We start from the raw sequence: 11,985 nt of genomic DNA, 5'->3' as shown, positions 1-11,985 counted from the left end.
GTCCAAACTAGCATGTGGATGAGTGTGGATAACGGGGAGCGTTCCGCTCCTCTCAGGGTCGTGGTGCGGCGGCCACGTCTGCCGACACACGGTTGAGGAGCGGCTCGCCCCGCCGCCAGCGGCCGAGGTTCTCGCAAAAGATCGCGGCCACCCGGTCGGCCAGCCCGTCGGAAGCGGCGGCGCTGTGGGGGCTGACGATGACGTTGGGCAGGCCCCAGAAGGGGCTGTCCGGCGGCAGCGGCTCGGCCGTGAACACGTCGAGGAAGGCGCCGGCGACGCGCCCCGATTCGAGGGCCGCCAGGAGGTCGGCCTCCACCACCACCCCACCGCGCGAGACGTTCACCAGCCGCGCTCCGTCCGGGAGCAAGGCCAGGGCCGCGGCGTCGAACAGGCCGCAGGTCGTTTCGGTCAGCGGACAGGCGAGGATCAGCCAGTCGGCGCGCGGCAGCGATTCGGACAAATCGGCGAAGCCCCGGACCTCGTCGAAGCCGGGCGGCACCCCGGCCGACGCGTCCCGCCGGACGCCGACGGCCCGGAGGCCCAGCGCCCGGCACAGCCGGCCGATCTCCTGGCCGATCGGGCCGGTGCCGACCACCAGCGCGGTCTGGCCGGCGAGGTCGCGCGGCTCGGCGCCGCCGCCGGACAACGGACTCCACTCGCGCCGGCGCTGCGATTCGGCGATCCGGGGGAAGCCGCGCGCGAGCGCCAGGAGGCCGGCGATGGCGGTCTGCGCCACGGTCGAAGCGCTGGCGCCGGCGGCGCTGGTCAGCACGAGGCCGCGGGCCAGCATGGATCGGTACACGTGCAGGTCGGTGCCGGCGGAGAAGCCCTGCACCCAGCGCAGGTCCGGCGCCGCCAGGACCAGTTCCACGAATCGGACGAAACGGGGCGCCAGCCGCTGCCGCGTGCCGCCGACGAAGACGTCGCGCGACAGGAACGCGACCTCGATGCCGGCCGTGTCGGGCGGGGCGCCTTCCGGCGGCACCGGCGCCAGTTCCGCTCCGGGCGCCGCCGCGCGGATGGCGTTTCCGTGCCGCTCCGCCGCGGCGTCCGAGAGCAGGATGCGCAAGGGCCGGGGTTCCGGGACGGGTCGCGGCGCCCGCCGCGCCGCCCCACTCCCCCCATTTTACCGCCTTGCTCGGCCTTGCCGACCCCTTCAGGTGTGAATGGCGCGGTTCGGGCGCCGGCGGGCGCAGCGCACCTTTTCCGTTCCGGTAGCGCGAGCGGCCCCCCGCCGCCGGTCGTGGAGGGTTCGCGCCGTCCGCCCGGAGGCCCCGCCCGTCGGCCAGCTTGCGCGAGATCAAATGCCGTCGCCTTGGACCGCCCTAGAAAGGCGGGAAAAGACGGGAGGGCGCCATGCTGACCTACAACGATTGCTTGGGGCTGAGCGGCCTCAGCCAGGAAGAGGTTTCCGCGCTCGCCAGGATCAAGCACCTGCCGGAGGTCGTCGCCTTGGAGATGGGCTGGAGCCTGTGCCGGACGCCGGAAGGCGCGGACACGATCCGGCGCATGATCTTCGACGACATCGAGGCCGCGTGCAGGCGCGGCGACGCGCGCGCGGCGGCCAAGCTGGGGCTCGTGCTGCACCACTTCCTGGAGGACCACCACGTGCCGGACGCCGCGGCCGAACCGCCGGCCGACGACGACCACCTCGCGCGCGCCCTCCGCCTCGGCCCCGTGGCGGCGCGCTGGATGCGCGAGGGCGTCGACACCTACATGGCGGGGACGCTGCACCACTTCGGACTCGACCGCGCGTCGGCGCGGGAGCGCTTCCCGACCCAGATGCGGGCGGCGGAGCTGTGCTGCGCGACCTGCACGGAAACCCGGCGCTGCCGCCGCTTCCTCGCCGGCGCGGCGGGGGCCGAGGCGCCTTCGGCCTTCTGCCCGAACGCGCCGCTCTTCGCCGAACTCGAGCGGAGCGGCCCGTCGGAGTCGCCGCACCTCCGGTAGGTGCCGGGCGGTCAATCCCGCCAGGACGGGTCGACGCGGTCCAGCTTCCGCAGCATCGCCGGCCATTCCATCACGCCGAACGGGCGGCGGACGTTGGGCTGGTAGTTCCGGAAGGTGGCGTCCACCACCGCCTGCGGCACCTCGCGCAGCTTGGTGCCGCAGGACATGGCGGCGATCTGCGTCTTGCAGGAGAGTTCGAGGCGGTGCAGGGCGTTGAACGCCTCCGCCACGGTGCGGCCGCAGGCGAGCAGGCCGTGGTTGCGGAGGACCAGCGCGTCGTGGTCGCCGAGGTCGCGGACCAGCGCGTCCTGCATCTCCAGATCGAGCACCACGCCCTGGTAGTCGTGGTAGCCGACCTTGGCGAAGCGCATGGAGGTCTGGGTGATGGGCAACAAGCCGCAGTCCAGCGCCGAGACGGCCATGCCCGCCCAGGTGTGGGTGTGGGCGACGCAGGCGATCTCGTGCCGGGCCTTGTGGATCGCGGAGTGGATGACGAAACCGGCGCGGTTCACGCCGTAGTCCTGGCCGGGGAAGTCCGGCTTCAGGAGGATGTTGCCCTCGTGGTCGATCTTGATGAGGGACGAGGCGGTGATCTCTTCGTAGAGCATCCCATACGGGTTGATGAGGAAGGACTCCTCGCCGGGAACGCGGGCGGAGATGTGGTTCGCGCTCAGGTCGGACATGCCGTAGAGCGCCACCAGCCGGTACGCGGCGGCGAGGTCCAGGCGCGCTTGCCATTCCTCGGCGCTGACCTTGTGGCGCATCGAGGGAACGCGGAAGTCGGTGCTGTCGAGCATGGGCGGGCCTCCCTCGGTGGCGGGGCGGCGCGCAGCGCCTAGCCGTCGGGGCATCATGCGCGCCGGCGGGAGAGGCGCAACGGGCGGGGTTCGCGGCGGCTTGGTGCCGCGCGGATTGCCGGAATCGGACAAATGCCGCAGGCGAATGCGGGCCATGGGTAGGCGGCTGGTCCGCACTCGCCGCCGCCGGCGCCTGCTGGGGATGGCATGGTGCCCCGCGTTGCGGGCCAGGACTTCCGCGGCGAGGGGCGTTCATCGCGCGAGGCCTCGCGTGCCGATGGGAGGCGGGGACGCGCGGGCGTGCCCGGTCCCGGCGAGGGCCGTGGCGCGGCGGAGAAGGCGAACGGCGGCCTCATGTGGCCGACCCGACCATCTCTTCGCTTCGGAACAACATGGTCGGCCTCCTGTCGTGGCGCTGGTCATCGTGCCCGCGGAGGTCCGCGCCAGCGTCCATGTACCTATTTTGTTCTTTTTTGCAAGCTGTTCCTTGGGCCCCCCGGTGTTTCATCGGGCGTCCGCGCCGTTCGCCTTGGTCGAGAAAGGAGCATCGCCAGGGACGCGAAGACTCTCATGTCCGTTTCGATTCCGGCACGCGGCCGTTGGCACAAGCAAAGTCTCGCGGCTGGCTCCCGCCCCCGCCGAAGGCGCCGCCTACCCGCCCGCCTTCACCGCGTCACCGCGCGCGTTTCCACCGGCGCCCCTGCGGCGGCGCCCGTTGCCCGCGGCCCCGTGGCGGCGCGCATCGCGCGGCGGAGTTTCGTGACGCCGGTGCGGAGGTGCCCCTCGCCGCACAGCTTCACGCCCTGCTCGCCCAAAGAGCGGGACGGTTCCAGCCGGGCGGCCGGTTGCATCGCCAGCCGGGTCGCCAAGCTGCGGCAGTATTCCGGCGTGTCATCTATGACGCGCGGCACCGTTTCCACCGCGGGGCTAGCGGCGGATGTGAGCACGGCGATCACCACGAGGTGGAAAGGGCTGCGCATTCGCGGCTGAGGATGCCCGCGCTCTTATCAACCCTTGGTGGGTGTCAAATGACTCTTCTTTCACGATAGGGGCAAGCGGAGCACAGCTCGCAGCCCGCGTGGGGCGCCGTCGGAGTTGGCGTCCTCCAACACGAGTTCCCCCCTGTGGAGACCCGCCACCGCCTGCACCAGCGCGAGGCCGAGGCCCGAGCCCGGCGTGGCGCGCGCCTCGTCGGCGCGGAAGAAGCGCTGGCCCGCCCGCTCCCGGTCGGCGGACGCCATGCCCGGCCCGTCGTCCTCCACCGCCACCTCGATGCCGGCGCCGCCGTCGGCGGTTTCCACCACGGCGGCGGACAGGCGCACCTCCCCACCGGGCGGCGTGAACTTGATGGCGTTGTCGAGCAGGTTCGCCACCGCTTGCAGCAGCAGGTCGCGGTCGCCGGACAGTTCCAGCGTTTCGGGCAGGTCGGTGGCGAGGCGCAAGCCCCGCGCTTCCGCCGCCGCTTCGTAGATCTCGCCGGCGTCCGCCAGCACCGGGGCGAGGTCGAAGGCGGCGAAGGCGGCGCGGCGGGCGCCGGCCTCGGCCTCGGCGATGCGGAGCAGGGCGCGGAAGATGCGGGCGATGCCGTCGAGGTCGGCGATGCCGCGCTCCACCGCCCGCCGCAGCGCCGCGCCCTCCGGGGTGGACGGGCGGCCGGCGTTGGCCAGCGCCTCCTCCAGCTTGGCGCGGGCGCGCGCGATCGGCGTGCGGAGGTCGTGGGCGATGGCGTCGGACACGCCGCGGACGCCGTCCATCAGCGTCTCGATGCGGTCGAGCATGGTGTTCATGGTCGCCGCCAGGCGGTCGAACTCGTCGTCCCGGCCGGAGAGCGGGACGCGCTGCGACAGGTCGCCCGCCGAGATGGCGGCGGCGGTGGCGAAGGCCGGCCGCATCCGCGCCTGCATCGCGCGGCGCATCAGCCAAGCGCCGAAGAAGGCTAACGACCCCGCGAGGCCCGAGGTGGAGAGCGCGCCTTCCGTCAGGAGTTGCTGGAGGCGCTGCCGCTCCGTGTCGTCGCGGCCGACCAGCAGGCGCAACTCGGGCAGTTCCACCTTGTAGAGCCGCGCCTGCGTCTCGGCGCCGTCGTGGACGACGCGGGTGCGGAACCAGTTCTCCGTGGGGTGCCACGCGACGGGCCAGCGGTTCAGGTTGCCGGCCAGGCGCCGGTCGGTGTCGGCGGTGACGAGCAGGTAGATGCTGTCGTTCTCGACGTCCACCGCCAGCCGCTCCTCGATGGCCTCGACGAGCCCCGTGGTCCCGCCTTCGCGGAAGCGCTCCACGAGGGCGAGCGCGTCGGAGCGGATGGCCATGTCGGTCTGGCGGTCGAGCGTGCCGGCCGTGACCAGCCACAGCGCGCCGACCAGCACCAGGGAGGCCGCCGCGAACAGCGCCGCGAACAGCGCCGCGAAGCGGAAGCCGGCGCTGCGGAACAGGCCCGGCGGGCGGAGCGCGCCGGCCCGCGCGCCCAGGCCGGCGGCGAAGCCCGGCGACGGCGCTTCGGCATCGGCCGCCGGGGTTGTCCGGAGCTGGTCGGCGACCGCTTCGGCGACGCCGCTCTGCCGCGGCGCGGCGGCGTCGTCGCCGGGCGCGGGCGGCTCCGCCACGGCGGGCGGAGGAGGAGGGGGCGGCGGCGCCGTCTTCTCCGGTGGGGAGGTGGTTGCCATCGCCGGTCGTCCGGTTCCCGCGCCGTTCCCCTCAGCCCTCGCCGCGGATCATGTACCCGGCGTTGCGGATGGTGTGGATCAGCGGCACGTCGAAGCCGCGGTCCACCTTCTGCCGCAGGCGCGACACGTGGACGTCGATCACGTTGGTCTGCGGGTCGAAGTGGTAGTCCCACACCTTCTCCAGCAGCATGGTCCGCGTCACCACCTGCCCGGCGTGGCGCATCAGGTGCTCCAGCAGGCGGAACTCGCGCGGCTGCACGTCGATGCGCTTGCCGGCGCGCGACACGGTGCGCGACAGCAGGTCGAGCTCCAGGTCCGCCACCTTGAGCTTGGTGGAGGGCGCGTCCACGGACGGGCGCCGGCCCAACGCCTCCACCCGCGCCAGCAACTCGGCGAAGGCGAAGGGCTTGGTCAGGTAGTCGTCGCCGCCGGCCTTCAGCCCCTTCACGCGCTCGTCCACCGCCGACAGCGCCGACAGGAAGATCACCGGCGCACGGTTGCCTTGGGCGCGCAGCGTTTCCACCAAGCGCACGCCGTCCACCCCGCCGGGGAGCATCCGGTCCAGCACCATCAGGTCGAACTGCTCGGACGCGGCCAGGAACAGCCCGTCGCGGCCGTTGACCGCGTGCTCCACGGTGTGCCCGGCCTCTTGCAGCCCCTTTTTCACGAAGCGGGCGACCTCGGCGTCGTCCTCCACCAGCAGGATGCGCATCGTCGTCGTCTCCGCCCCTTGTGGGTCAGCCCTGGCCCGGCGTGCCGGGCCGGCGGCCCACCTGCACGGGCAAGTTGAGCTGGCGCCCTTCCCTCAACACGGTGAGCTGCATGGTCTGCCCCGGCGGCAGCGCGGCGACGTTGCGGACCAGGGCGCGGGAGGTGCTGATGGGCTCGCCGTTCATGGCGACCACCAGGTCGCCCTGGCGCAGCCCGGCGCGGCCCGCGGGGCTGTTGCGCTCCACGCCCGCCACCAGCACGCCGCGCCGGGCGCCGCTGGCGCCGGCGCCGCGCGCTTCCTCGGGCACCACGTCCTGCACCGACACGCCGAGCCAGCCCCGCTCCACCCGGCCGTCGCGCCGGAGCTGCTCGATCACCGGCCGCGCGAGGTCGGAGGGCGTGGCGAAGCCGATGCCGGCGTTGGCGCCGGAGGGCGAGTAGATGGCGGTGGAGATGCCGATCACCTCGCCGGCCATGTTGAACACCGGCCCGCCGGAGTTGCCCGGGTTGATGGCGGCGTCGGTCTGGAGGAAGTCGTCGAACGGGCCGGCGCCGATCTCCCGCCCGCGCGCCGAGATGATGCCGCTGGTGACGGAGCCGCCGAGGCCGAAGGGGTTGCCCGCCGCCATCACCCAGGAGCCCACGCGCGCCCGCGTCGAGGAGCCCCAGGTGACGGCCGGCAGTTGGCGGCCCGCCTCGATGCGCAGCAGGGCGAGGTCGGTCAGCTCGTCCGTGCCGACCACCCGCGCGGGGAGTTCCGAACCGTCCTGCAGGGACACCACCACCCGGCTGGCGCTGCCGACCACATGGTTGTTGGTGACGACGAAGCCGGCCGGGTCGATGACGAAGCCGGAGCCGGCGCCCACCGTTTCCTGCCGCCGGCCGCGGAAGCGCTCGCGGAACTGCCGCTCGAAGGGGGTGCCGCGCAGCTCGGGCGGGATGGGGATCTCCCCGCGCGTTTCGCCGGTGACGGCGATGTTGACCACGGACGGCAGCACCTGCTCGGCGAGGTCCGCGAAGTCCGGCACGCCGCCCCCGCCGCCGCCGAAGAAGCCCCTCTGGGCGCGGGCCTGGACGCAGCCGGACAGCAGCAAGGCGGTGAGTCCGAGGCCCAATGGACGGCGCGCGAGAGTCGAAGGCATCCGGTGGTGCATCCTCGGCCTGGGACTCGCACCGATGGCGGCGGCGATCCGGGGTGAAGTATTTGTAACAGGAGACTGGTACGCTGCATGCGGCCGTTCAACCTCCGCCCCGACCCGTCCGTGGCATTTCTGCCGCGGCTGTTGCAGGATCGTCGGGCCACGCGTGCTTGGGGTAGCGGCCCCGCATCTCCTTCCGCACCTCCGCCCAGCCGCCGCGCCAGAATCCCGCCAGATCGCCGGTGACGGCGACCGGCCGGCCGGCCGGCGAGAGCACCGCCGCCTGGAGGGGCACGCGGCCCCTGGCGAGCGGCGGCAGCGCGGCCATGCCGTAGAGGTGCTGCGCGCGCGCTTCGAGCGTCGGCACCTCGCGGGCGTAGTCCACGGCGGCGGAGCGGCCGGCGGGCAGCGGGACGCGGGCGGGCAGCGCGGCGTCGAGCCTCCGGCGCGCGTCCCAATCGAGCGCGCCGAGCAGGATCGCCGGGAGGTCGAGCGCGGCCAACTCCGAAAGGCGCGTGCGCCCGTGGAGGTGCGGGGCGAGCCAGTCCTGGACGGTCGCCGCCAGCGCGCCGTCGGCAAGGTCGGGCCAAACGGCCTCGCCTTCGGCCTTCCGCATCCAGCCGACCCGTGCCTGGACCTGCCGCGCGGCGTCCTTCCAGGGCAGGTCGCGCAGGCCGCGCTCGGCGACGGCCGCGGCGAGGGCGGAGGCGAGCACGGCCGGATCGGCGGCGGGGATCGGCTCTTCTTCCAGCACCAGCGGGCCGAAGCGCAGGCGGCGGCGGGCGAGCACGCCGCCGGCGCGGGCGTCGAAGGCGGCGCCTTCCTCGCGCACGAAGCGGTCGGGGAAGCGCGCTTCGAGCGCTTCGCGGCCCAGCGGCGCGGCCATGCGGATGCGGGCGTCGGTGCCGCGGAGGTCGAGGTCGGCGACGGCGAGCAGCGGCGATTTGGCGAGCGGGTCGGTCGCGGGCAGGCGCGCGCCCATGCCGCCGGCGAGGCGGAAGGCGCCGTCCATGACGCCGCGCTTGGCGGCGATGCGGTCGGGGAAGCCGGCGGCGAGCAGGGCGCCGGCGTCGCCTTCCGGCTCCGGGTCGCCACGAACGCCGAGGCGGCGGCGGTGGAGCGCGGCGGCGCGGCCGATGCGGTGCAGGGCGCCGCGGTCGGCATCCGCTCCGCCGTTGCCGCGTCCGCGGATGAGGTCCAGGCGGAGGGCGATGCTGCTCGGCGCCTCGCGCCCGCGGATGGGGTCGCGCTCCTCCAGAAGCGCGGCGAGGTCGGCGGCGAGGGCGCGCTCGCCTTCCGTTTCGGCGGCCAGCATCGTCCGGGCGAGGCGCGGGTGGGCGCCGAGCCGCGCCATGCGCCGGCCCGTGGGCGTGATGGCGCCCCCGGCGTCGAGCGCGTCGAGGTCGCGCAGCAGGGCGCGCGCGGCGGCCACCGCGCCCGCGGGCGGCGGATCGAGGAAGGAGAGCGCTTCCGGTTCGGCGCCCCAAGCGGCGAGGTCGAGCGCCAGGCCGGACAGCTCGGCTTCCAGGATCTCCGGCCGGTCCTGGGGGGCGAGGCCGCGGTGCAGCGCCGCGGTCCAGAGCCGGATCGCCACGCCCGGCGCGGTGCGGCCGGCCCGGCCGGCGCGCTGCTCGGCGGCGGCGCGGGAGACGCGGACGGTGGCGAGGCGCGACAGGCCGGTCGCGGGGTCGAGGCGCGGGGCGCGGCGGAAGCCGCCGTCCACCACGATCCGGACGCCGGGCACGGTGAGCGAGGTTTCGGCGATGGAGGTGGCGAGCACGACCTTGCGGCGCGTGCTCGGGTTGAGCGCGCGGTCCTGCTCGGCGGGCGGCATCTTGCCGTGGAGCGGCAGCACCTCGGCCGCCACGCCGGACAGGCGCTCCGTCGTGCGGCGGATCTCGCCCCAGCCGGGGAGGAAGGCGAGCACGTCGCCCCCGTGCGCGGACAGGGCGGCCCGGATCGCGCCGGCCATCGCTTCCGGCAGGTCGCGCGGGTCCGTCAGGTCGCGGGGGCGGTGCTCGACCGCCACCGGAAAGGCGCGGCCGAGGCTCTCCACCACGGGGCAGTCGCCGAGGAGGCGGGCGAAGGCGGCGCCGTCGATGGTGGCCGACATGGCCAGGAGCCGCAGTTCCGGCCGCAGGGCGCGCTGGAGGTCGAGGCACAGCGCGAGGGCGAGGTCGGTGTCGAGGTTGCGTTCGTGCGCCTCGTCGAACAGCACCGCCGCCACGCCCTCCAGGCCGGGGTCGGATTGCAGGCGGCGGACCAGGAGCCCTTCCGTGACCACCTCCACGCGCGTCGCGGCGGAGACGGCGCGGTCGAGGCGGGTGGCGAGGCCGACCGTGCCGCCGGGCGCGTCCTCGCCGACCAAATCCGCCATGCGCCGGGCGGCGGCGCGGGCGGCGACGCGGCGGGGCTCCAGCACCAGGATCTTGCCGTCGGCGGCCCAGGGCTCGTCGCGCAGGACCAGGGGCACGAGGGTGGTCTTGCCGGCGCCGGGCGGGGCGACGAGCACGGCGTTCGGGCCTTCGCGCAGGGCCGAAAGGAGGGCCGGCAGCGCCTCCCGCACGGGCAGGCCGATGGTTGGATCGGGGAGGTCCGGCATCGCGGGCGTGCTGTAGTCGGCGCGGCGCCCGGGCCGCAACCAGGCGCGGCGCCCGTCGTTCGCGATGGTGGCCCGTCTGGGTCGGTCCGATGGGCCGGAACGAGGGAGGGGTCCATGGCTGTCGTGAAGGTCATCGAACTGCTCGCCGAGTCCGAGCAGAGCTGGGAAGACGCGGCGCGGCAGGCCGTCGCGGAGGCGACCAAGACCGTGCGCGGCGTCAGTTCCGTTTACGTCGACAACTTCCAGGCCACGGTCGAGAACGACAAGGTCAAGAACTTCCGCATCAACGCGAAGGTCTCGTTCGTCATCGAGAAGAGCTGAGCGGCGCGGGGCCGGGCCGGTCCGGGGCGGGACGGCCGAGACGGGGCTTGCCCCGGGGACGCCGCGTCCCGTTCTATGGGGCGCGATGCCCCGGTTCCGCCTCCTGTCGCCGTTGCTGGCCCTCTTGCTCGCGCTCGCCGCCCCCGCGGGGGCGGCGGAGAGCGGGGCCGTGCGCTCACCGCGCGCGACGGCGACGCTGGTGGCGGAGGCGGACGCGGTGGAGCCCGGCCAGCCGTTCCGGGCGGGGCTGCGGCTGCGCTTGGCGCCGGGCTGGCACACCTATTGGAAGAACGCGGGCGACGCCGGGGCGGCGCCCGAGCTTGCGCTGTCCTTGCCCGAGGGCGCCTCGGCCGGGCCGGTCGAGTGGCCGGCGCCGGACCGCATCCCCTACGGGCCGCTGGTGAATTTCGGCTACAAGGGCGAGGTGCTGCTGCCGCTGGCGGTGACGCCGCCGGCCGATCTGGCGCCCGGCGGGCGCTTCGCAATCGAGGCCGAAGCCACTTGGCTGGTCTGCGAGCAGCTCTGCATCCCGGAGGAGGGGCGCTTCCGCCTGGAACTGCCGGTGGCGGCGGCGTCGCCGCGGCCCGACCCGGCGCTGGCGCCGCTCTTCGCCGCCGCCGAGGCCGCCAAACCGCGGCCCTCGCCCTGGCCGGCGCGGGCGGGGCTGGGCGGGAACGCCGGGAGCTTGGCCCTGGCGGGAGGCGACTTCTCCACGGCAACGGTGCGCGACGCCTTCTTCTTCCCCGAAACGGGCGGGTTGATCGACAACGCGGCGCCGCAGGCCCTCTCCTTCCGCGGCGGCGACCTCGTGCTGCGGCTGTCCCGGCCGGAAGGCGCCCCCGGGGCGGCGGAACTCGCCGGCGTCGTCGCGCTGACCGACTCCGCCGGCCGGCGCACGGCCTACGCCGTGTCGGCGCCGGTCACGGGCGCCGTGCCGGAGGGCGCCGCCCCGGCGGCGGACGCGACGGCGCTGCCGCGGGCCCTCGCCTTGGCCTTCGTGGGCGGGCTGCTGCTGAACCTGATGCCCTGCGTCTTCCCCATCCTGGCGATGAAGGCGATGGGCTTGGCGCGCTTGTCCGGCGCGGCGCTGGGCGAGGTGCGCGCCCACGCGGCGAGCTACACGCTCGGCGTGCTGGCGACCTTCCTCCTGCTGGGCGGCGCGCTGGTCGGGCTGCGCGCGGCCGGCGCGGCGGCGGGCTGGGGATTCCAGTTCACCGCGCCCGCCTTCGTCGCCGCCATGGCGTGGCTGATGCTGGCGGTGGGGCTGAACCTTTCGGGCGTGTTCGCCGTGGGCGGCGGGGCGGCGACGGGCGCGGGCGGCTCGCTGGCGCGGCGCGGCGGCCACGCGGGCAGCTTCGCCACGGGCGCGCTGGCGGTGCTGGTGGCGACGCCTTGCACGGCGCCGTTCATGGCGGCGGCGGTGGCCGCGGCGATGGCCATGCCGCCGGCGGCGGCGCTCGCGGTCTTCGCCGCGCTCGGCCTCGGGCTGGCGGCGCCGCAGGCCCTGCTCGGTGTGTTCCCGGGGCTCGCGCGGCGGCTGCCGCGGCCTGGCCCTTGGATGGAGCGGCTGCGCGGCGCGCTGGCCTTCCCGATGTACGGCGCCGCCGCGTGGCTGGCCTGGGTGCTGTCGCAGCAGGCGGGGCCGGAAGGGCTGGCGTTGCTGCTGGCCGGCGCGGTGCTGCTCGGCTTCGCCGCCTGGGCGCTCGGGCAGGCGCAGCGCGAGGCCGGCGGCGGGTGGCGGGCGGCGCGGCCGGCGGCGCGGGCCGCCTTGCTCGGGGCGGCGGCGCTGCTGCCGGCGCTGG

The 11,985-nt window shown here is 75.0% G+C and carries 10 protein-coding genes; 3 read left to right on the top strand and 7 right to left on the bottom strand.

The annotated features are described in order from the left end of the window. Positions 1–52: 52 nt before the first annotated feature. Positions 53–1,069, bottom strand: a complete 1,017-nt coding sequence (locus ABD067_RS09580) for a D-2-hydroxyacid dehydrogenase (protein ID WP_343895024.1) — start codon at positions 1,067–1,069, stop codon at positions 53–55. Positions 1,070–1,356: 287 nt separating this feature from the next. Between ABD067_RS09580 and ABD067_RS09575 the strand changes: the two genes are divergently transcribed. Beyond that, on the top strand, positions 1,357–1,950 hold the full coding sequence (locus tag ABD067_RS09575; RefSeq protein ID WP_343895023.1) for a DUF6455 family protein: 594 nt from the start codon (positions 1,357–1,359) through the stop codon (positions 1,948–1,950). An 11-nt stretch (positions 1,951–1,961) separates the two neighbouring features. On the opposite strand, the gene ABD067_RS09570 is transcribed toward ABD067_RS09575, so the two are convergent. From ABD067_RS09570 to hrpB, 6 genes are all read right to left on the bottom strand, one after another. After that, complete coding sequence (locus tag ABD067_RS09570) at positions 1,962–2,747, bottom strand: class II aldolase/adducin family protein (RefSeq protein ID WP_343895022.1); 786 nt, start codon at positions 2,745–2,747, stop codon at positions 1,962–1,964. A 665-nt stretch (positions 2,748–3,412) separates the two neighbouring features. Continuing rightward, positions 3,413–3,727, bottom strand: coding sequence for a hypothetical protein (locus ABD067_RS09565; protein WP_343895020.1), 315 nt, complete (start codon positions 3,725–3,727; stop codon positions 3,413–3,415). Positions 3,728–3,787: 60 nt separating this feature from the next. Then, positions 3,788–5,410 (bottom strand): sensor histidine kinase, encoded by a 1,623-nt coding sequence (locus tag ABD067_RS09560; RefSeq protein ID WP_343895019.1) that lies wholly within the window; start codon positions 5,408–5,410, stop codon positions 3,788–3,790. 31 nt (positions 5,411–5,441) lie between these two features. Then, complete coding sequence (locus tag ABD067_RS09555; RefSeq protein WP_343895018.1) at positions 5,442–6,122, bottom strand: response regulator transcription factor; 681 nt, start codon at positions 6,120–6,122, stop codon at positions 5,442–5,444. 25 nt (positions 6,123–6,147) lie between these two features. Further along, entirely contained in the window at positions 6,148–7,263 is a 1,116-nt protein-coding gene (locus tag ABD067_RS09550) for a trypsin-like peptidase domain-containing protein (protein ID WP_343895017.1), read from the bottom strand. 97 nt (positions 7,264–7,360) lie between these two features. Then, positions 7,361–9,862, bottom strand: coding sequence for an ATP-dependent helicase HrpB (gene hrpB, locus ABD067_RS09545; RefSeq protein WP_343895015.1), 2,502 nt, complete (start codon positions 9,860–9,862; stop codon positions 7,361–7,363). A 114-nt stretch (positions 9,863–9,976) separates the two neighbouring features. Here hrpB and ABD067_RS09540 point away from each other — a divergent pair, with 114 nt between their 5' ends. Both ABD067_RS09540 and ABD067_RS09535 read left to right on the top strand, forming a co-directional pair. Further along, positions 9,977–10,183, top strand: coding sequence for a dodecin family protein (locus tag ABD067_RS09540; RefSeq protein ID WP_343895014.1), 207 nt, complete (start codon positions 9,977–9,979; stop codon positions 10,181–10,183). An 85-nt stretch (positions 10,184–10,268) separates the two neighbouring features. Further along, positions 10,269–11,985, top strand: a 1,717-nt coding sequence (locus ABD067_RS09535) for a protein-disulfide reductase DsbD domain-containing protein (RefSeq protein ID WP_343895013.1), incomplete at its 3' end; no start/stop codon positions are given.

The organism is Craurococcus roseus (assembly GCF_039523795.1).
In the GTDB taxonomy this organism is placed as follows: Bacteria; Pseudomonadota; Alphaproteobacteria; order Acetobacterales; family Acetobacteraceae; genus Craurococcus; species Craurococcus roseus.
Note: the sequence above shows the minus strand (reverse complement) of the source record. Positions and strands in the feature narration are given on the sequence as shown.